Below are 21877 nucleotides of genomic sequence, written 5' to 3'. Positions count from 1 at the left end.
ATGCATAACATCAATACATATTTAAAACGTACGGGCTTTTGGGCTGTGTTTATGGTCGTAACCATTTTTCTGCCGGTTACCAGGGCTAGCGCATTCTTTTTGCAACAAAAGAATAAGGAGGGTGAAGTTATACTGGATGCTAAGCCGGCCAACAAAAATGCCCTGTTTAAAGCAGGCGAGGAAATTAATTATAAACTAAGTGTGAAAAACACTTACAATGAAAAACAGGAAGGTAAATTCTCTTATATCATTACCTCTGATGACGGTAAAAAGATCTTCGAAAATACCTCCGATTTTTCTGTCGGGGCGGGTAGTTCTAAAAGCCTGAATGTAAAGGTGGCTCCTAAAGCAGCGGGCTTTTACCATATCAATTTTATGTTCAATCTGTCGGCTTATGATGATACCGTGCGTAAGGTTTTTGGGGTGAACCCGGAAGCCATTACCTCAGAGCTGCATAAGCCTGATGATTTTGATCAGTTTTGGCAGGAAACCCGTCAGCAATTGTCAAAAGTGTCGCCGCAGTACAAGGTTATATTCCGCCCTGATCTGTCAACCAAATACAAAAAAGTTTACTCGGTTGAGATGAAATCGTACGAGAACCTGCTGATTCGCGGATGGCTCGTGATTCCTACCGATGGTAGTAAGTTCCCGGTACATTACCGTGTGCCCGGTTATGTGGTAGAGCTAAAACCCAATATGGATAACGACGACTATATAGCGTTTGATATCAACGTTCGCGGTAATGGCAATAGTAAAGATGTAGTGCATATCAATACCGATAATTATAGCACAACCAATATACAGGATAAAGACAAATACATTTATCGCGGGGTTTATATGGATTGCCTGCGCGGGCTTGATTTTTTGTATTCGCATGCTAACCTGGGTATTGATACCTCTAAAATATTTATAGAAGGTGGTAGTCAGGGTGGTGCGCTGGCCGTAGTTACTGCCGGTTTGGATAAAAGGGTTAAAGTACTTACTATGCAGGTGCCTTTGTATGCAGATATCCGCGATAATTACAGCATATCGGCATCATACAAAGAGCAGGTGGTACCGTTTAAAATGTTCAGGCAATATAAAAACCAACACCCGGAATTTACCTGGGAGCAGTTTTATGCCACTTTTGATTATTACGATCCGCAAAACTTTGCACCCATGGTAAAATGCCCGGTTTTGATGGGCATAGGTTTGCTGGATCAGTTTTGTCCGCCGCGTTGCAGTATGGCGTTATTTAATCATTTGGGCAGTACCAATAAAGAGTTTGTGTGTGTACCAAATTCCACACATGAGGTAGATTTTAACTACTTCATGTTCCAAAACCTTTGGGTTCGCGAAAAATTCCGCATACCTTGATTACGGCACGGTATTAGCCTACTCTACAATGTGTGAGGATTTGAGGGAGTTATTTAATTAATAAAAATAACGAAAAGATATTTGCGCGGAACGAGGCAATCTCCTGAAGAAGGGAACGATGTGACTTATATGAAGAAGGAGTTGCTTCAAGCCCGCAAATAAAAACCCAACACCTTGTAAATATGATCTCAAAAAATACCTTATATAAGTTTTTACTCATGGCTGTTGTGCTGCTTATGGTAACACAAAGTAAAAGTTATGCTACCGGTGGTTTCCCGGTCAGGCCGGGGAGGCTTACTCTATCACCATCCGTGAATTACTTTTTTGCCAATAAACAATGGGATGCGAATAGTAATAAAGGTCCTTTCCCGGATAATGGCAAATTCTCTTCATTAAGCACATCTCTATATGCCGAGTATGGCCTCAGCAGACGTTTTACCCTGTCGGCCTTGGTTCCTTATGCTACCAATACTTATAAGGATAACAATGCAACTTATAAAGACTCTGGCTTTGGCGATGCTGAAGTAGGCATACGGTATTACCTGGCTAATATCAACTACAAATATTATTTCAGTTTACAGGCTACCGCCATTATACCCATGTATACCAATCTTAGTTTGGGGTATAACCAAAAAGGCGGCGAGTTAAGATTGGCTTTTGCGGGTAGTGGTCATCTGTTTGGTAAAAACAGTTATTTTATACTGGAAAACGGTGTACGCGAATATTTTGGTTACGAATCGGTTTTTCAGGATAGGTATAATGCTACGTATGGTTTAACACTGGACAAAAAATTCAGGGAGCAGATATCCGTAAGTTTTGGCGGTTTTTATGCAAGCAGCGATAACAGGTCGTTTTCACCTAATCCCAATACCAATAAAAACTTTGCTTTTAACCAGGTATCCCTAAGCTACGGGCATTCGTTCAGCAAAAAAGTAGCCTTGTTTGTAAGTGGCGGCACTTTTATAACCGGTAGAAATACCAGTGCGGGCAGCAGTGTTTCGGCATCGTTAAATTATCATATTGATACTAAGTAAATAGCCAGATGGTAAAAACGTTGAACGAAATTAAATATACATTTCTCCTGCTCATCAGCTCTTGCATGGTCTGTATCGCCATTACAGGCAATGCCAAACCTGCATTAAAAGCTGATGAAGAAGTGGTAACCACGCTTGTGGCCCATAGTGACGATGGTATTTTTAATTCCAACGCCAGCTATACTTTCGAAGTCAAGAATACTTATCATACCGACCAAACGGGTCGTGTGGCCTATGTGGTTACTACACCGGCAGGCAAACCACTGTTAAGAGATTCTGTCAGTGTTAATATCTCTAAAAACAGTAGTAACAGCTACAATTTTACTATCCCGGCGTTGAAACCGGGTTTTTATAAGATCAATTTCATGATCAACGTATCTGATTATGACGATACCACCAAGCGTGTTTTTGGAATACGACCCAAAGAGATCAGATCAAATCATCCGCGCCCGGCTGATTTTGACAGCTTTTGGCAAACGGCAAAATCACAGTTAGCAGCCGTTAAACCCAACTATAAGGTAACCGAGAAACCGGAGCTGGAAAAGGATAACCGCCGTGTTTTCCTGTTCGAGATGAAATCATTGGATGATATTACTGTACGTGGTTGGTTAACTATCCCTAAAGGCAGCAGCAAGAACCGCCGTTTTCCGGTATTTGTGGGCTTGCCCGGTTACCAGGTTGATCTGAAACCCATGCTGGGCGAGGATGAAGATCTGGCCATTATTACCATTAACGTGCGCGGGCAAGGCAATAGCCGCGATGTGATACACCCTAAAAGGCCTGATTACATTACCCTGAATATTGAAGACAAGAATAAGTATGTGCTGCGTGGTGCTATTATGGATTGTATACGCACCATTGATTTTATCTGCTCGCGACCTGATCTTGATTCTACCCGTATCGAAATATCGGGAGGTAGTATGGGGGGCTTCCTGGCGGTGGCACTGGCCAGTTTAGACAGTCGCATTAAGCTGGTATCGGCCCAAAATCCTATCCTCGGTGATATCCGCGACCTGGCTGGCGTAGCGGAATGGCCTATCAATGATATTAAAGAATACGTGGACGACAGGCCTGCCCTGAGCTATAACAAGGTGTTGGATAACCTGGATTATTTTGATATCAAGAATTTTGCGCCCAACATTAAATCATCAATCATCGTAGGGATAGGTTTGCTTGACCATTTGGCTCCTCCTGCAAACTCCTTTATTTTTTACAACAACATTCCTTCCAAATACGCTACCATCCGTATCTATAAAGATCTGGGCCATGAGGTACCCAAATCATTCCTGGATGAAGACGGGCATAAGATGCGGGATGTTTTTGGATTGTTTTAATATCGTATAAGTTGCTACTTTTTGCTGCCGCGAGCTTTCAGCTCGTGGTATATATGATTTCAGCTTTCAGCTGACGTAAGCTGGAAGCTTACCACATGCGGTCCACGAGATACGCTACGCTAATCTCGCGGTAGCGAGGAAAATACGCTGCGTTAATCTCGCAGGAACTGTTGTTGTTTTCTTGATTCTTAACTCTTGATTCATGATTCTAAAAGGAACGCATCTTCCCAAACAGTTTCTCAATCGCCTTTTCCCTGAAAGCGAATATCTCCTTTACTTTATTGCCTACAAAAACGCTGTTGCTTAGCCTGCCTATAAAACCGTAGGGGATAGCATAATGTAAAATGTCATTCATCAATACACCGCCATTTATCTCTTTAAAGTGATGCTGGTGATGCCACAATGCATAAGGGCCAAAGCGCTGTTCATCAACAAAATATTGTTTGTCGGCCACGTGGGTTATCTCTGTCATCCAGTTCATTTTAATACCCAGCAGCGGCGCTATTTTGTAAGTAATAATCATGCCGGGATATACTCTGGTATCTGCCGTATAATCAGATGTTACCACAAAGCTCATATCCGGGGGCGTAATTTTGGCCAGGTTTAATGGCGACGAGAAAAAATCCCAGGCCGTATCCAAACTAATGGGTATGGCCTGTTCTGTTTTTAATACGTATGATTTCATCAAAAGGCTGACAATCCGTAAGACTAATTGTTTTAGAAGTCAGTAACTTACCGGTGAGTTGTGCCGATGGGTAAATCCCTGCGCGACCATTCGCTCCACGAACCCACGTACAATTTTGGTCCGATAATACCTGCATAGGCCATGCCCAACAGGGTATGACATGCTGTAACTCCCGATCCGCAATGTACAATCACCTGGCTGTGATCTACCTGGTCAATAGCATCATTATAAAGCTGTCGCAAGGTATCTGCCGGGAGATATTTGCCATCGGCATTCAGATTATAAATATAGGGCAGGTTAAGGGCGCCGGGGATGTGTCCGGCTATCAGATCAATCGGTTCGGTTTGGCCCAGGTAACGTGGCGTTTCACGAACATCTATTACAACGCGGCCTTCGTTACGCGCCGCACTGCCGGTTTCTTCCAGATTAACCGTGCCTTCAAAGCCGCCATTTACAGGATAAGCTGAAACAGATGTTGGCGTATATTCTTCAGTACTTAATTCAATGCCTGCTTTTATCGCGGCATTCAGGCCACCGTTCAGCACCTGTACATGGGTATGACCAATGGCATTCAGCATCCACCAGAAACGGGCACCGCCAAAGGCACCTGCCTTATCGTCATAAACAACCACATGGCTTTGTGGCGTTATACCCAGTTTACCTAATAAGGCCGAAAAATCATGAATATCGGGTAAGGGATGCCTTCCGCCCTGGGATGCATCGGTAACTTTAGAAGCAAGATCTTTGTCAAGGTCAACAAAAGCCGCGTTTTTCAGATGGCCGGCAAGGTAGCGTTGGTGTGCATCCTGCCCGGCACGGGCGTCGATAAGAATGGTATTCGCGCCGGACAAAGCCGGATCGTTGATTTCAATTAGTGGCGACATAGGTATGTTCGATTTGTATATAAATCAAATATAAATACGCCGCAGCTACTTTTGCGCTTTTTACTGCACTATTTTATTGGCGCAGTATGAGCTGGCAAAAGCTTCGGGTTTGGCCTTAAACACAAAGCCCATGCTTAAAATATAACCCATGGCTTCATGTAAAGCCTGGTTCGATTTAAACATTGGATTGGTGTTGATATCGGCATGTACCTCCAGGTCAACATCATACAGGTCAAGCAAATCGCAAAGCTTGTAAGCAATGTCGATAGACTTTTGTACTTCACTCAGCATCCTTTCTTTGATGCTCATTTTTTGCGAGGTACGTTCCTGATGAATGAACATAAAACCGCCGCGTTGCTCCCGTAAAAAAACAATAACGGTTGCAAAGTCGGTTACAGCTCCTTTCACCTGTGAGTCGGTGCCAATACATACTTTGAGTTTGTTGCCGAGGCTGGCTTCCCTTTCAATCGCTCTTTCAACCTCTTCTAAAATGGACGATTGGATAACCTCGCCGCTGAATTTTCTCCAGGTCATAAAATTTGTGTTAGGTAAATTTTTGCCGACCTTTTTTATGGGTCTATAAAAATAAGCGATAAGGTTTCATATTAACGTAAACACCACGTCATTTATTTGTTAACATTTAACTGATTATTAACACGTTGGAAATTTGGAAGAGATTTGTCTGAACCAGGATTTTCAGGATTATGGGATTACCATGATTGTTGGTAAGGGACAATAAGTTTTCCAGGAAAGGGTATAAACAAAAGGAGGCACAATAATGCGCCTCTACAAAACAATCTGAGTTTTCAAAAAAATCACTAATTCAATAAATCAGTAATTCAATAATTAATTACCCAGCGCTTCTTTAATACGGTTTTCAGCTTCCAGTACCAGGTCTTCCATGGGGGCGTTACCTGGTTCAATAGGGTCAAGCACTTCCCAGGTCATGGGGGTAAAAGTATTGAGTGGGTAATAACCATAGCGGATCATTTTCCAGGAATCTTTTATGGCAATAGGCACTAGCAACGCTTCCGGGCATTTTTTTAATATGGTAGCGATACCGCCCACCTGGAAACTTTTTACCTCGCCGTTTTTAGAACGTGTGCCTTCGGGAAATATTACGGCCGACCATTTATTCTCTTTCATGCGCAGAGCCAGCTTTACAATTTCGGCAATAGACTGACGCGAATCTTTACGGTCGATATTGGCACCACCGCCATGTTTCAGGTTATAAGAGATGGATGGGATGCCTTTGGTTAATTCAATTTTAGAGATAAATTTTGCATGATATTTACGCAGGTGCCATATGAGCGGAGGTATATCAAACAAGCTTTGATGATTAGCCAAAAATATAATAGGCCTGCCGGTTGGCAGGTTTTGTTTATTGATAAAAGTAACCGTGTTTCCTAATAGATAAGCTGTACTTAGCAAACACAGGTTCAAAGCATCAACCGAGCGTTTATGGGCGGCATATCCAAACAAACGGAAGCTCACCCATTGTATGGGATGAAAGATAAGAAGTGCCAAAAAAAATGCTACAATAGCAAGGGGGGATAAAATATAGCCTAAAAACTTTTTCATCGACGAACAAATTTAATTCTTTTTGCGCAAATGAGGTGTTTTATAAGCGATTTTCTAACAAAAGCAGTTGCACTTTTAGCACGGCCGCCACTGTCATGGAATCGGTGATCTGACCGTTGCAAACCATTTGATACATTTCGGCAAATGGAATTTTATGAATAGTGAGTTGCTCGGTATCTTCGGGTTCGGCCTCAAACTGACTAAGATCACGTGCCAGGTAAATAATACTCAACTCATCACTTACAGAATTACTGAGATGCATCCGCTGAATTTCTGTCCATTGCGCGGCTTTAAGACCTGTTTCTTCCAATAGTTCACGTTTGGCCGATTCCAACGCATCTGTACCCTCAGGGCCACCGCCTTCGGGCATTTCCCAGCTATATTGGTTCAGCGGAAAACGGAACTGGCCCACGAGGTAAGTGTTGAGCTCATCATCAAGCGGTAATACACCAATGGCTATATTTTTAAAATGAACCTTGCCATAGATACCCGGATTACCCGATGGATTGATAACCCGGTATTCGGTAACGTTTATCCAGGGATTATCATAAACGTTTTTTGCGGATGTTATTTTCCAGGGGTTTTCTTCAGGATGGTGCATGGCGTTAAAAATAGTAAACGCATGGCAAAATCCGACTAATTATTCCACCCCTTTGCCAAAAATTATGGTGTTGCTATTGTGATTATTAACAGCGCAGTCTTTAAGGTTGATTTGCATGGGACATATTTATTTAGTAACTCCATTTACAAAAACTAAAATGGAGGTTATATACCCGTCTGAAATTGTAAATATATCTTGACCGGTTATAGTATCTGGCTTTGTTCGGGGCCCAAACTGCCATGAAAGTATGGCCCGGTTATGATGTGTTTCTATGGGTTTAGCAATAGTAAATTCAAACCCGGGATACTGTTTTAATAAACTGCCGATAAAATCACTTACTTCGGCTCTGCCGTTCAAAATTACTTCGGGGTCAATTACTTCAATATTAGCTGCATAGATATTATTGGCTAAAGCCAAACGTTTTGTATGGGAAAGCTCACTCCACATCTGCAAATGGGCTTGCACCAGATTTTTAATTTCTATACTCATTTCTGTATTATTCTTTTAGGAAGCGGTATTTTTTACCGGTTATTTTTTGGTGACCATAACTTATACTTTGGATGTGTTTGCTCATAAGCCATTCCATTAGGGTAAGTTACCAATTCGATCTGCAGCCCCCAGGGTGTTTCAAAATATACGCCTGTTAATCCGCCGTTTGGGCCCGTTTTATGTTCAATAGGGGCGCCAATAATGCGAACGCCTTTTGATTTGAGGTAAGCCACACTTTTATCCATATTATTGGTATAGATAGCTATATGATACCAGCCCATGTCGTCATTCATAGGTCTTTTCATATTTCTTTCCGGTGAGTTATATTCAAATAACTCGATGTTGCTGCCTTTACCAGTTTCCAACATCGCGATATGCGTAATTTCTGCCGATTGCCTGATATTGAATGCCGTTTTAGCCTCGGCATTAAGCGGTAATTTGCCTTCCTCGTAAACCTTGTGAAAGCCGAGTACATCAGTAAAGAAATTCACCGCCTGGTCAAGGTCAGGAACGTTAAAGCCAATATGATCCATACCCACCAGATCGGGCGTTTGTGCCAATGCCGGCTTTATTGCAACTATTGAAAATAAAGCAATGGATACAATAGTCTTTGTTATACTTAATGATCTGTTTTTCATATTAATCCTCTTTAAATGCTTTTTCTATCTGATGTGAGTCTTCCAGCATCAGCAATCTGGTAATGTGTCCGTTTACAATAGTGAAGCGCATAACAAATGGCTCTTTGAATTTTTTGCCGGTTGCCTTTACTGTTCTGCCGGCTTTCCCAAAAACGGCTGCTTCCGTTCCGTCAATAAAAGTATGATCCATTTCAAAATCATCTTCGGCAGTATTGTGTGCTTCTATAAGTTGTTGTAAGGCGGTTATTACTTCCTGCCTGCTGTTTTTTTTGCCGGTCCAGGGCATAAATGGCGATTCCGCGATATAAAAATCCACATCATCCGCTATGTATTGGGCAATTGCCTCCGGGTTATTTTCGGCAGTTCCCTGGAAAAAACCGTTTAGCACCCGTTGCGTTTCCTCGCTTTCTTTGGATAGTTCTATGTTGTTATGTGTTGACATGACTGATAAATTTTAATACAAAGTTCAGCCATACCCTCCGGGGAAAAAATGATATTTGATTCAAAAACTCTTGATAAATGTCAAGAGAATTTTTTACAGATTATTTAGAGGAAACCTGTTTTCGTATCCTGCTTAATGTTTCGGGGGTAATGCCCAGGTAAGAAGCCAGGATATGTCTTGGCGTACGATTAGCCAAATTGGGGAATGACTTTAAGAATTGATTATATTTTTCTTCTGCAGTTGATTGCAAGGTGGTGTTGATGCGCTCGTGTGTAGCGTTTAAACTTCGTTGCAATATCTGATTAACCATATCCTTAAATGCCGGGATCTTTTCGCATATCATTTCGTAATTTAACTTACTGATGAGTAATACCGCCGAGTTTTCAATTGCATCGATATAGTATTTTGATGGGGTGCCCTCCATTAGGCTAAAACGATCGGCGATCCACCAATTTTCTGTAGCAAAGTAAACAGTATGTTCTGTACCTCGGTCATCCACGCTGTACTTTCGTAAAAAGCCATCACATACAAATCCGTTAAAGGTGCACACATCGCCTTCTGATAATAAAAACTGATGTTTTCTGAGCTTTTTGATAATGCATACAGATTCTATGAGTTGATAATCACCCTCAGAAATGATAATCTTATCTTCAAGATATTTACGAAAGTGATTGAACATGGAATCAAAATTAAAAAAGACCAGCTAATAAGCTCTGGATATTAGTGCTTAAAAAACGACAAATAGATCTGTTTTACGATGTGATACCCCGCAAAAGCGAAGAATAGGACAGCAATACCCGTATTGATAAAACGGGTGCTCAGCGCAAATTTATCCTGGATGTATTTGGCAAATTTGGCATAAAGAAACAAACAGAGGAACGCGCCTGCTGCCGAACCAATACTAAAGATAATCAGTGCGATACGTCCATCCAGTATCCACTCATGAGTAATGAGGTAAGTACCCGTCACCATCCAGAAAGGTACCTGCATAGGGTTTAAAAAGCCAAGAAGTATGCCATATTTGATACTGGCATGTTCGGAGTAATGGGTTTCTGGTGGTTTATTACGATTTACCCAGGTAATAGTACCCAAAACACCAAACAGGATCACCATTATCCAGTCGATAATAACTGATAATTTTAACTCGCCGGATAGCCAGCGGGCGGCATGCATGATGAAGTAGGTAAAGAAAAATTCAACGCAGGAAAAAGCAGTAATAAAACGTACTGCCTCTTTCATCCCACGATTCATAGTGATCTGTATCAGGGTTAGATTTATGTTTCCCGGGGGTATATAACCAATAAAATTGGCAATTATCCCGATAAAAAAGGTTAGGAATATCATTGGCGCAAAGATAAGGGGTAAATGTGCGGATATGCAAATGTGCAGATGATAGTAGATGTGCGGATGTGCAAATTATAGATGTGCAGATTGTTGACCGTACTGTGGTAAACACATTTAATCAATCATTTGCACATCAAATAAATCATCTGCACATTTGCACATCTGCATATCCGCACATTTACAACATGTCAACTGATAAAATAGTTTCCTTACTACCGTCCGCTACCGAAATAATTTGTGCCCTTGGTCTTGAAGATAAGCTGGTTGGCCGTTCGCATGAATGTGATTATCCTGCATCTGTAAAGCAGTTGCCGGTATGTACCGAAGCTAATTTTCCGGATAACTTAAGTAGTAAGGAGATCGATGTTAAAGTAAAAGAGATCCTGACCGAAGCATTGTCGGTATATACGGTAAAACGTGAGCAGATCAAAGAACTGGCGCCTGATGTGGTGATCACACAGGATCAGTGCGAGGTTTGTGCTGTTTCGCTGGCCGATGTGGAACTGGCATTGGATGATTATCTGGAAAAAAAGGCCCGCATTATTTCGTTACAACCCAATAGCCTGGATGATATCCTGAATGATATTACTACTATAGCCAAAGCGTTGAATGTTCCAAAAGCCGGAGAGGAGCTGGTGGAAGGCCTGACTGAGCGTATAGATATCATCAGGCATAAATTAAAGTTTAGTGAAGCCCGGCCAACGGTGGCCTGCATAGAGTGGCTCGACCCGATGATGGTATCCGGTAACTGGGTACCCGGTCTGGTAAAAATTGCCGGTGGAACCCCGATATTGGTGGCGGAGGATGGCAAACATTCGCCTTACGTACAATGGGACGATATCCGCCTGCAGGATCCCGAATTTTTAGTGGTGATGCCCTGTGGTTTTTCAATAGAAAGAACACTTAAAGAAATAGATATTTTAATGAGCCTGCCCGGCTTTGCCGAGCTTAAAGCCATCAAAAACAACCAACTTTTTATAGTTGATGGTAACCAATATTTTAACCGCCCTGGCCCGCGTATAGTTGATTCTATTGAGATACTGGCCGAAATACTTCGCCCTAAACAGTTTGCCTTTGGTTATGAAGGTGAAGGCTGGATCAGGTTTGGGGTGTGATTTTTAGAGCAAGGATTTTTGGAGTAAGGATTTCTTTGATTAAGGATAGAAGGAACAAAGAACAAGGATCTCCAACGCAACGAAAAAGGTCTTTACTCCTTGTTCCAAAAATCTTTATTCCAAAAAAATCCTTACTCTTTGCTCCTTTCATCCTTGCTCCCCAAAAACATCTTCTTAAAATTATTTAAAAAGTATAGTTAAAATTGAAATGTTAAATTATATTTACCATTCAATCTATTATCAATCACGATTATACTATGCGCAAAATTATCACAACAATGCTGGTTGCTGTATTTTTCATGAGTACGGCTTTTACCCTTCATCAGGACATTAAGTTTAATGTTGCCGATCTGCACATTACCTGGCAGGTGGTTGATAATCATTACCAGAACAAGAATCAAGCGCTTACCGCGCTGATTATCACCAATAGCGGGCATGAAGTATTGCCTGCCGGCGGGTGGAAATTTTACTTTAACTCGGGCCGTGGTTTTTCTCAGCAAGCAGTAAGTAACAATGCTAAAATAAACCAGGTTAATGGTGATCTGTACAGCATTACTCCAACCGATGGTTTTAAGGAATTAAAACCCGGCGCATCTACCCGTATTGAATATATTAATGACGACCCCGTAGTAAACGCCACCGATGCACCCGAAGGAATTTACCTGGTTTGGGACGCGCAGCCCGAAAAAGGATATTCTATCACCTCGTTTACCATTGAGCCATATAAACCTACTTACCAGGGTTTGATTACTCCTGAAATTGTTTTCGATAGAAATAAGAACATTGCTGATATCCCGGCCGACCAGCTAACTAAAGTTTTTCCTACTCCCGCAAGCTACCAGGAAACCGGGGCTGGTCAATACCTGATTTTAAATAATCCAGCACCAGTGGCTGGTTTTTCAGATAAAAAATTTGAAAAGGAATCGCGCCTGCTCACAGATTATATTGCTTCGCTGGATAATCACAAGTCGAAAAACGAAAACAAGCCGGGTTCGCTTAAAACCATAGTGATTAAATATAAAGAAGGGCTAAGTGCCGAAGGCTATGAGTTAAGCATCACGCCAACGGGCATACATATTTTTGCATCTACCAATACGGGTGCTTTTTACGCGATACAGTCGTTAAAAACTATGATACCTCCGGCTGCATTAGCCGATCCGAAAAAAAGTATTGAAATACCTTGTGCCGAAATTAAGGATGAGCCCCGTTTCGCCTATCGTGCTGTGATGCTGGATGTGGCCCGTAACTTTCAACCTAAAAAACAGGTACTGAAACTGCTGGAAGCCATGAGCCTGTATAAACTAAATACCCTGCACTTTCATTTAACCGATGATGAAGGCTGGCGCCTGGAATTACCGTCGCTGCCCGAGCTAACTACAGTTGGTAGTAAACGGGGCCATACTTTGGATAGTAAACATTTTTTACCGGCATCGCACGGTTCCGGTCCTGATATAAATAATACTGTTGGTACAGGTTTTTACAGCCGGGCCGATTATATCGAGATATTAAGATACGCTACCGATCGCCACATTGCGGTGATCCCGGAGATTGAAACACCCGGCCATGCCCGTGCGCCTATCAAAGCGATGGATGCCCGGTATGATCGCCTGCTGGCCGAGGGTAAAAAGGCCGAAGCAGAAAAATATCTGCTGCGTGATTTGAACGATAAATCTGAATATCGCTCCGTACAATATTGGAACGATAACGTGATCGATGTGTCGCTGCCATCAACCTATAATTTTGTATCAACCGTAGTGGATGACATTGCCGCTCTTTACAAAGAAGCCGGTGCGCCGCTGCAAACCATCCATTTTGGCGGCGATGAAGTACCCGCACATGTGTGGGAAAAGTCACCTGCTTATCTGGCTTTAAAGGCTAGCCATCCGGAAATAAAAGGAACTAACGATCTGTGGTATTACTTTTACGGCCGTGTAAATGATATATTAAAAGCTAAAGGCCTTTTGCTTTCTGGCTGGGAAGAAATGGCCCTGCGTAAAACCACGCTGGATGGTCACCCGGCTTATGTACCCAATCCCGATTTTACCAAGGAACATCTGCAAGCCGATGTGTGGAACAACGTGCTGGGCGACGGGCAGGAAGATCTGGCCTACCGTTTAGCCAATGCCGGTTATAAAGTGGTGCTTACCTGTGTTACCAATTTGTATTTTGATATGGCCAGCTACAAATCATTTGATGAGCCGGGCTATTACTGGGGCGCGTTTTTGGGTATCGATAAATTTTACTCCTTTATTCCATTTGATTATTTCAAAAATGCCGACGTAGATAAAAATGGCAACCCCATTAACCGCTCGCTATTCATCGGCAAACAACGCCTTACCGATTATGGCAAAGGCAACATCGTGGGTTTACAAGGCGCGCTTTGGGCCGAAACAGTGAAGAGCACCGAGCGTATGGATTATATGATATTCCCGCGTTTACTGGCGCTTGCCGAGCGTGCCTGGGCGGCAGATCCGCAATGGGCTACCGAAACAGATCCGGTGAAAGCAAAGCAGGAATACGAAACAGCCTGGTCGGGCTTTTTGAATGTATTGGGTAAACGAGAATTGCCGCGTTTAAGCTATTACGAAGGTGGTTATAATTACCGTATCCCTAAGCCGGGCATCAGCCTGCAGGATGGCAAATACCTGAGCAATATTGATTATCCGGGCTTAACTATCCGCTATACCACCAATGGTAAAGAGCCTGATGATAAAAGCAAAGTATATACCGGTCCGGTAAATTATAATGGTGGCGTAATCAAGTTCCGTGCGTTTGATGTAAAGGGGCGCGGCGGTAATGTAGCCGAAGGCGGAAGCAATAGTTTGAATCCGTAGATTGCAGTTTCCGGTTAGCTATTGAATACGAGAACCCGCGCTTTGTTGGTGTTGTCACCAACAAATGTATTCGTCTGATTCGCACTTCAGTTATATAAAAAAGGAAGAGTTGTTGGTGACAACACCAACAACGGCTTGAATGAAAAAAGAGACACATGTAATGTGTCTCTACAAAAATGAAACGTAGAGACGCATCACATGCGTCTCTTCTTTTATTATCCAAAAGCGCTATGGACTATCGACCATCGTCCATGGACTATCCGTCTAAAACACCACCCCCATCCCCACGGTATAATTCCGCAATGGCGATGCATTATAGTAGCGGTTGCCTACGGCGTTGAGATCGTTGCCCAGGCTGTATTTCTGGTTCAGGATATTATCGGCACCGGCATAAATTTCCAGGTGGGTTTTGTGACCGATGGTGGGTTGCCAGCTTACTTTGGCCTGTAGCAGGTTATAGCTCCCGGCATAAACCGTGTTGCCATCATTCAGCGGAATTTTGGAGGTGTAATTATGCTGGGCAAATACCGACAAGTTACATGGTACCCGCAATTGCAAACTGCTCACGAACACATTTTGTGGCACACCAGTGAGGTTATTCCCCGAGTAACTGGCGTTGGTTACCGCATCTACATAATTTCTGAACGTAAACTTACTCAGAGTGTACGATTCATTAAACTGCAACCCTCTTACAAAGTGAGTACTGTTTGGCCGGATCAACCAATCGGTAAATGATAGTTCAACTCCCGGCTGATTGGTGCCTCCTGCGTTAATATAGTGCTCCGTTTCGTCCGCATTTACACGCCGCACAATAGCGTTGCTGATACGGTAGTAAAACGCCGATACATCCAGAAATAACGTCTCGTCCTGATTGCGCAGGCGGAACCCGGTTTCATAGTTCCAGCCGGTTTGGGCCTGCAGTGATGTATTCACAATATTGTCTGTCGGTCGCACCTCTGCAGTAGTAGGAGTGGAGTATCCCCGGCTCACCGATGCGCGCCAGATAAAGTTATTGGTTACCTGGTAGCTCAGAGCCAATCTTGGCATGAGCTGCGGTGTAAAATCACGATTGGTAAAGCTCGTTTGCGCCAATGGATAGATATTCTTGAAATCATAGCCATACCAGTTCAGGCTCAGGGCAGCCTCCAGGTGCAGGCGCTTATAAATATCGGCTGAGTAGCGGGCAAATATAAAATGTTGGTTGGTGTGGATATAATCGCTGGTTTGTGTAGTGTCTTTTACGCCGCCCTTATTACCATAATTACTGATCACAGAATTAGTTTGCTGCCACTCCATACCCAGGTTTACTTTCCAGTTGATGTTTTGGTGAGGCAAACCGGCCAGTTCAAAATAGGTACGGAAACCAAAAGTGTTTTCGCCGCGCTGCTCATAATTGGTGATGAATGGATTGGCAAAATCAACATGACTGCCAAAAACAGATAATACGTTACGGATGCGATCGCTGAAGTGGTACTCATTCACCAAACCACCCAGGTACATTTTGGTAGTGATACCGATGCGTTGTTGTATAGCCCCGGGAATAGTTGGTGTAGGTTGCCTTGCCAGGCGCGGGTCGGCATTGAACTGGGCAAGATTTAATCCGCCTGGAGTTTCATAAGCCAGGTTAGAGTACAGACCCAGGAAACGCAGCTCGTTTTTGCCGCTGTAGTTCCATTTATCGGCCACCTGTATATAGTTGCGGCTCATGTTACTGTTTTGCCTATAGCCCTGATAAGCCTGGTAACTTTGATTAATACTCAGCAGGTTTTTGCCAAACTGCTGCTGTATGCTGGCCTTTTCATGAAAAAGTCCGTAGGAGCCGGTATTGATGCCAATAGACCGGTAACTGGTATCGGCATGCCGGTTTACCGGGCTCAGCAACATTACTCCGCCCGAGTTGGCGCCAAATAAGCTGCCATCGGGACCTTTTAATAGCTCGATACCGGGTACGCTGGCAATATCTACCGCGTTCAAATAAGTATTGCCGCCGGCATCGGTCAATGGAATTTCGTCAAAGTAAATTTTTACATCCCGCACCCCAAAAGGCGATCGCAGCAAACTCCCCCTGATAGATAAGCGATAACTGCCCGGCGAACGTTCCTCGGCCCGTACGCCCGGCACGGTATTCAACGCGCTCACAAATGAATTATCGGGCTGAAGCTTTAACTGCGCAGCACCCAACACACTCACCGAAGCGGGAACGCTGAGCACCGGTTGCTCACTCAGATAACCTTTAACAGTAACTGTTTGCAAATGGGTGGTATCTCTTTTGGATGTGGTTTTTGAAGTTTGTGCGATAGCGTTTGCCGCTGCAATAAATGTGAAAAATAAGGTTGTATAAGTTTTTAACATGGGGTAAACGGGTAGAACCCAAAAATATGTGTTTTAACTTTTAAAACCATGTAACAGAGTTAAAACAAAATATAATAATAAAACCATGTCATTGCGAGCGCAGCGTGGACAACCGACCGCAGGGAGTTCATTAATACCTAAAAAAATTAACAACATTAATAATCTCCTCGCGTTCTCATGGATAAGAATAGCTACGAGATTACTTCGTCGTTCCTCCTCGCAATGACATGAAGTAGATTTGTCATTCCTCTCCGCCGTCGCTCGGCTCTTGCCGAGTGACAATTATAACCCGGCCTCCGGCCGCTGTGAAAAACAAGGCTATACTTGAATCGCAGGCCAGAGGCCTGCAAATAGTCGTCACTCGGCTGGAGCCGAGCGACTGCGAGAGGAGTAATGCTACAAATTACACCAGTACGTCCACTTCACTACCAGCTGCCGGTTCTTGACCGTGAATGGGGATGGCGTGTTGTTATCGCCATAAACAATAAAAAAGTCGGATGCCGGTTTGTAGCGCCATTGCATACGGATATTGGTATTGATATTGCGGATCTGTCCGTTGTATTGTATGTAGGTAGTAAAATAAAGCTTGTTGCTTACCGTAATATCGGTACGCGGGCCAATAAGCCAGAAACTGGTATTGCCATAAGGCTGTGCCATCCGTAGATCGTTAAAAGAGCTGTTAACGGCAATGTTTACATAAGGCTGAAAGCGGTAACCCAACTGCATAGTAACAGTAGTTTTATGACCGTTTTGGTAATAGCCACCGTAAGCGGTTTCGGCCAGGTAAGTAAACAAGGCCTGGGGCTTGGATACAAACTGCGCGTCGACGGTGTTCCAATGATTTTCGGTACCAATGGGTAACTGTGGTTTACCGGTATTGGTCGGGTCAAAGGGTACCAGCAGTTTGATATAATCGTTAATGGCCGATAGCGTAAACGTGCTGCGGTTACGCAGGGTGATGAGATAGGAGAGGGTGCTTTCGTTATCGGTACGCTTAAAGCTTTCGTCGAAATAATAATTGGATACCAGTTGTACGCCATGACTCAGTATTCCGCCCGATTTTGGAAAGAAATTGCGTAGCAACAGCGGACTGATCTTGTTATAACCCGTCCGCGGTACATAGCCTACCCCGGCGGTGTAGTTTTTGCCCACGAATTCGTCCTGCAGATAAGCCGTCCAGTATTTGCTAAGGTATTGTAAGTGACCTGCAACTACCAGATCACGCCCTTTCAATCCTGGTGTAAATGATTTGATGCCTAACAATTTACCCGTAAGTAAGTTGTTGGATGATGCCAGGTTAAATTCCATACCCACGTTACGGTTGTACTGGTTGCCAGGCGTAGCAGTACCTGTAGCATCTTTATTGATAAACATAAAGCCGATATTGGAGCGGGCAAATACCCGGCGCTGCAGAGTAAGTACGCCATAATTTTGTGCAGGCATGGCTGCGGCGTCTGCTTCGCCGGTTTGTATATCCATAAGGCCCACACGCCAATCTTTGTCCAGCTTACCCGTGAGCCGTGTGCCAAAACGAATGGGCGCATTCAACCCGATGCGGCGCGAAAAAAATGGCCGGATATCCGAATAGCCAAAGTTGGCAAACAAGTCGCCGTTCTCTAAAAAGAACTGGCGTTTTTCGGGAAAGAAGAGTTCATAACGGTTCAGATTAACCACCTGCTGGTCCACGTCCACTTGCGAAAAATCGGGGTTTACGGTGAGGTCGAGGTTAAGGGACGAGGTCAGACCGATTTTGGCATCGCCGCCTACCTCTTTTTTCCAGGCCGTGCCCGTTTTGGCCTGGTAATCTTTAGATACACCACTCAGCAAATAAGGAATCAGGGAAATATTGGTACCGGCCTCGGGTGGAGGTTCGTCCCAAACCAATGATCCGGTGTAGGCCAGCGAGGCTGTCGGAAATTGACGAGGTACGGGCGCCCAGGCAGATTTTTCGGTAGTTATAAGATCGTTACGACTAAAATTGATGCCCCATACATCTACACCTTTTTTATACCGGATACTTTTAAATGGAATGGCCGCCTCGAATACCCAGCGGTCGGGATAGTTTTTTACTACGGATACCCATTTATTGTCCCAACTCAGATCCACCTTTCCGCCTTCGTACATGGTACCGTCCCATTGACCTCCCGCGGCATTGGCGCCAAAGCTAAAACCATCGGTACGGGCATCAAAAGGATCAAGGAAGAAGATAAAATTATCGTTTTTCTGAAAGGCGAAATCACGCTTCATGGATTCCACCATGTACTGTCCCGGTCCGCTGGTATAGCAGGTGGCAATAATGTAAATATTGTTATTATCATAGGTCATCCGCACCTGGGTTTGCAGGGTGGCCCTGCTGGTATCCATGGGCAGCACCATAAAAAAACGGCTGGTGGAATCGGTTTTATACCAGGCATCATCCATCATACCATCAATAACTATGGGGCCGGTTGCCTTACGGATATGGTACTGATAAGCGGCATTCTTTTTTTGTGCCGATGCTGTAAAAGCAAACAGGCAGCATACCATCAGCATTAATAATTTCCTTGGTGATAAAGGATAAATAAGGTTCAAAATTAATGCTTTGTTAGGTTTTATAAATCGATTTACTTGGCTGCGGTAAGTTAGCGATTTAAGGAATGATGAAGAAATTAAATTAGTAAGTCATCCCGAATTTATTTCGGGATCCCACATGCAAAGTGGATACTACCTTGCATGTGGGATGCTGAAACAAGTTCAGCATGACAATCATTTCGATTTCTACAAATTCACCACCAACGCTTTCCCTGCATATTTAACCACCTTATCAGCTTTATCGGTTACCTCCATATTGGCGCCGTGACTGCCTTTTACCATCACAATATTAAAGGTGCGGCTTTTCAGCATTCCGGGAAATTTGCCTTGGGTACCGGATATGGTGAGTTTGCGGGTTTTGTCGTTCCAGTTTAGGTTGAAAGTTGCGTATTGTCCTTTTTCGTAGTTATAATTATCGTTCTCGTCTTCATAAAATTTAAACGAGCCGTCGGCACCGGGATAGATGCGCAGCTCGATGTTATTGGCTGGTTTTTCGGTAGCGTATTCCATATGCGGCCCCATGGGGATGATAGAACCTGCTTTTACATATAGCGGCAGTATGTCGATAGGGGCGGCGGCACTGATGGTTTGACCGCCATCCAATAATTCGCCAGTCCAGAAATCGTACCATTTGCTGGCAGCTGGCAAATACACCTGACGTGCCTTGGCTTTTTTATCAGCATCGGCCGATGTATATAGTTGCTCCGTAACCGGGTTCACCATAAATGCCGGACCGAACATATACTGATCAGGTATGCCATAAACCTTACTATCATCCCTGAAATCAAAAGCCAGCGAACGCATAATGGTGTAGTTATCGGTAGTAACCCGACCGGCCAGCGAATAGATGTATGGCAGCAGACGATAACGCAGCTTATCAAAGTTCAGCAGGATAGCTTTGGTTTTATCGTCCCAGTTTTTGCTGAACAATGCGCGCTCGCCCTTGCCATGGATGCGGAAGATAGGGCAAAACGTACCAAACTGAAACCAGCGGGTAAACAGCTCGCGCTTATCGGGCTGCGACCAATCGGCAGCTTTCCAGTGAAAATGGTATCCACCGATGTCTGATGTCCAGTAAGGAATGCCCGATACGCCGGTGTTGATGCCCTGTGGTACCTGGTGCTTAAAATCATTAAAAGTACATTCAATATCGCTCGACCATAAAGTGGCCGCATTGCGTTGCTCGCCGGCAAACGACTGGCGAACCAAAAAGAAAGCACGCTTGCCGGGAATATCCCTGCGCCAGCCTTCGTAAACACCTTTGGTATGTTGTAAAGAGTAAGTATTAAAATAATCGATCCCCTTGCCTATAGCAAAATTACTTTGTCGGCGGGCATCCAGCAGGGAACCATTATCCGGCTCGCATTGATCTATCCACCAGGCATCCCAGCCATAACGTTTAATAAGGCTGTCGCGGGCCTGATCCCAATAAAGCTCACGGGCTTTGGGGTTGTGGGCATCGTAGTAAGTGTCAAAAGTATGGGTAACTACATTGTCCCAGGTAATATCGGTAAGACCGCCCATTTTTTGCAGGGCATCATAGTTGGGAGTTCCTTTGCCAAATACCGGCCATATCGAAATCATGGCATGCAGGTTGGCTTTGTGCAATTCATCTATCAGTTGATGCGGATGCGGGTAACGCTCCGGTTTCATTACATGCGAACCGATGGGCAGCGGATCCCAGTAATACCAGTCCTGCACCAGCACATCAACCGGGATATGGTTGTTGCGGTAATTATCTTTTACGCTGATGATCTCCTCCTCGCTCATATACCTGTCCTGCGACTGGAACAAACCGAAAGCCCATTTACCAAACATGGGTGCTTTGCCGGTAGCGGTACGGTACAGATCAATGATATGATCAAATGAAGGGCCGTAGAAAAAGTAATAATCCACCTGTTTACCGCTTTCGGATACATATTTGAATTTGGTATTATCCGCTTCGGCACCGTAAAAGTTGGAGGCGGAATAATTGTCCCACATCAGGCCATAACCTTTGGTCGACAACAAAACCGGGATAGCGCCGGTAAGATACTTAATAAGCAAATCCTGGTTGCGACCTTTATAATTGATAGACAAAGAATCAAGCGGATGGCAGCCCAAACCAAACAAGCCCTCGTTTTGCGGTGAAACAAACTGCGTACTGATGGTATTGGTACTGATGCCGGCCACAGTAGCCGGGGTGATGGTTTTGTTTTCGCTGTCTTCGGCGGTAATGATATTACCTTTGAGGTCGGTATAGGTAATGGCGTTGGTGGCTTTGTTTACCCTGACCTTTAGTTTGGCTGTGGTGATGGTTATCTCAGCTTTATTTTCCGCAACCTGATAAAGGGTTGGGGTTTTCCAGCTATTGTTAACCACTAGGGATGGTTTGGTTTCAAAAGCATTAAAGATAGTGTATTTCACTTCAATGATATCTGCCCGGCGTATCAGCACTTTCAGGAAGCCTTTATCCAAAGAAAAAGTAACGCCGTCGTCGGCTTTCTTGTATGATTTAACAACCGCTAAAGCAGGCGTAAAAATACTGCAGAGAACAAGCGATAGAATTAATGCAATCGATTGTATTTTTTTAGCAAACGGATGATGTAAGGGTTTAAGCATATGTAACATCAGTTTA

The 21877-nt window shown here is 43.8% G+C and carries 18 protein-coding genes; 5 read left to right on the top strand and 13 right to left on the bottom strand.

Features of this window, described 5'->3' with window-relative positions; translation table 11 throughout:
• From G7092_RS30250 to G7092_RS30240, 3 genes are all read left to right on the top strand, one after another.
• Complete coding sequence (locus G7092_RS30250; protein WP_166096195.1) at positions 1 to 1356, top strand: acetylxylan esterase; 1356 nt, start codon at positions 1 to 3, stop codon at positions 1354 to 1356.
• Positions 1357 to 1538: 182 nt separating this feature from the next.
• Positions 1539 to 2390: a hypothetical protein gene (locus G7092_RS30245; RefSeq protein ID WP_166096192.1), complete on the top strand. Its 852-nt coding sequence runs from the start codon at positions 1539 to 1541 to the stop codon at positions 2388 to 2390.
• 8 nt (positions 2391 to 2398) lie between these two features.
• Complete coding sequence (locus G7092_RS30240; RefSeq protein WP_166096190.1) at positions 2399 to 3724, top strand: acetylxylan esterase; 1326 nt, start codon at positions 2399 to 2401, stop codon at positions 3722 to 3724.
• Between the two features lie 208 nt (positions 3725 to 3932).
• On the opposite strand, the gene G7092_RS30235 is transcribed toward G7092_RS30240, so the two are convergent.
• The 10 genes from G7092_RS30235 to G7092_RS30190 all read right to left on the bottom strand — a co-directional run bounded on the left by G7092_RS30235 (position 3933) and on the right by G7092_RS30190 (position 10388).
• A complete protein-coding gene (locus G7092_RS30235; RefSeq protein WP_166096187.1) occupies positions 3933 to 4409 on the bottom strand; it encodes an SRPBCC family protein in 477 nt (158 codons plus the stop codon).
• Between the two features lie 47 nt (positions 4410 to 4456).
• Positions 4457 to 5293, bottom strand: a complete 837-nt coding sequence (locus tag G7092_RS30230) for a sulfurtransferase (RefSeq protein ID WP_166096185.1) — start codon at positions 5291 to 5293, stop codon at positions 4457 to 4459.
• A 60-nt stretch (positions 5294 to 5353) separates the two neighbouring features.
• Positions 5354 to 5827, bottom strand: coding sequence for a ribonuclease H-like YkuK family protein (locus G7092_RS30225; RefSeq protein ID WP_076378570.1), 474 nt, complete (start codon positions 5825 to 5827; stop codon positions 5354 to 5356).
• Between the two features lie 312 nt (positions 5828 to 6139).
• A complete protein-coding gene (locus G7092_RS30220; RefSeq protein WP_166096183.1) occupies positions 6140 to 6874 on the bottom strand; it encodes a lysophospholipid acyltransferase family protein in 735 nt (244 codons plus the stop codon).
• Positions 6875 to 6914: 40 nt separating this feature from the next.
• Positions 6915 to 7475: an NUDIX domain-containing protein gene (locus G7092_RS30215; protein ID WP_166096180.1), complete on the bottom strand. Its 561-nt coding sequence runs from the start codon at positions 7473 to 7475 to the stop codon at positions 6915 to 6917.
• A gap of 126 nt (positions 7476 to 7601) precedes the next feature.
• Positions 7602 to 7964 carry a nuclear transport factor 2 family protein gene (locus G7092_RS30210; protein WP_166096177.1) on the bottom strand — a complete coding sequence of 121 codons (363 nt, stop codon included), beginning with the start codon at positions 7962 to 7964 and terminating at the stop codon, positions 7602 to 7604.
• 32 nt (positions 7965 to 7996) lie between these two features.
• Positions 7997 to 8602 carry a VOC family protein gene (locus G7092_RS30205; RefSeq protein WP_166096175.1) on the bottom strand — a complete coding sequence of 202 codons (606 nt, stop codon included), beginning with the start codon at positions 8600 to 8602 and terminating at the stop codon, positions 7997 to 7999.
• A gap of 1 nt (position 8603) precedes the next feature.
• Positions 8604 to 9044, bottom strand: a complete 441-nt coding sequence (locus G7092_RS30200) for a nuclear transport factor 2 family protein (protein ID WP_166096172.1) — start codon at positions 9042 to 9044, stop codon at positions 8604 to 8606.
• Positions 9045 to 9144: 100 nt separating this feature from the next.
• The gene (locus tag G7092_RS30195; protein WP_166096170.1) at positions 9145 to 9723 is read right to left on the bottom strand and encodes a Crp/Fnr family transcriptional regulator; all 579 of its coding nucleotides are present in this window, start codon (positions 9721 to 9723) and stop codon (positions 9145 to 9147) included.
• 41 nt (positions 9724 to 9764) lie between these two features.
• On the bottom strand, positions 9765 to 10388 hold the full coding sequence (locus G7092_RS30190; protein WP_166096167.1) for a LysE family transporter: 624 nt from the start codon (positions 10386 to 10388) through the stop codon (positions 9765 to 9767).
• A 185-nt stretch (positions 10389 to 10573) separates the two neighbouring features.
• Here G7092_RS30190 and G7092_RS30185 point away from each other — a divergent pair, with 185 nt between their 5' ends.
• Together G7092_RS30185 and G7092_RS30180 are read left to right on the top strand one after the other, a co-directional pair.
• On the top strand, positions 10574 to 11503 hold the full coding sequence (locus G7092_RS30185; RefSeq protein ID WP_166096164.1) for a cobalamin-binding protein: 930 nt from the start codon (positions 10574 to 10576) through the stop codon (positions 11501 to 11503).
• Between the two features lie 257 nt (positions 11504 to 11760).
• Positions 11761 to 14337, top strand: coding sequence for a family 20 glycosylhydrolase (locus G7092_RS30180; protein WP_166096161.1), 2577 nt, complete (start codon positions 11761 to 11763; stop codon positions 14335 to 14337).
• 264 nt (positions 14338 to 14601) lie between these two features.
• Here the strand turns inward: G7092_RS30180 and G7092_RS30175 are convergent, their stop codons facing one another.
• From G7092_RS30175 to G7092_RS30165, 3 genes are all read right to left on the bottom strand, one after another.
• Positions 14602 to 16689 (bottom strand): TonB-dependent receptor, encoded by a 2088-nt coding sequence (locus tag G7092_RS30175; protein WP_166096159.1) that lies wholly within the window; start codon positions 16687 to 16689, stop codon positions 14602 to 14604.
• Between the two features lie 396 nt (positions 16690 to 17085).
• On the bottom strand, positions 17086 to 19260 hold the full coding sequence (locus G7092_RS30170; protein WP_202985470.1) for a carbohydrate binding family 9 domain-containing protein: 2175 nt from the start codon (positions 19258 to 19260) through the stop codon (positions 17086 to 17088).
• Positions 19261 to 19446: 186 nt separating this feature from the next.
• Positions 19447 to 21861 (bottom strand): glycoside hydrolase family 31 protein, encoded by a 2415-nt coding sequence (locus tag G7092_RS30165; RefSeq protein ID WP_166096156.1) that lies wholly within the window; start codon positions 21859 to 21861, stop codon positions 19447 to 19449.
• Positions 21862 to 21877: the final 16 nt, after the last annotated feature.

Source organism: Mucilaginibacter inviolabilis (assembly GCF_011089895.1).
GTDB lineage: Bacteria > Bacteroidota > Bacteroidia > Sphingobacteriales > Sphingobacteriaceae > Mucilaginibacter > Mucilaginibacter inviolabilis.
Note: the sequence above shows the minus strand (reverse complement) of the source record. Positions and strands in the feature narration are given on the sequence as shown.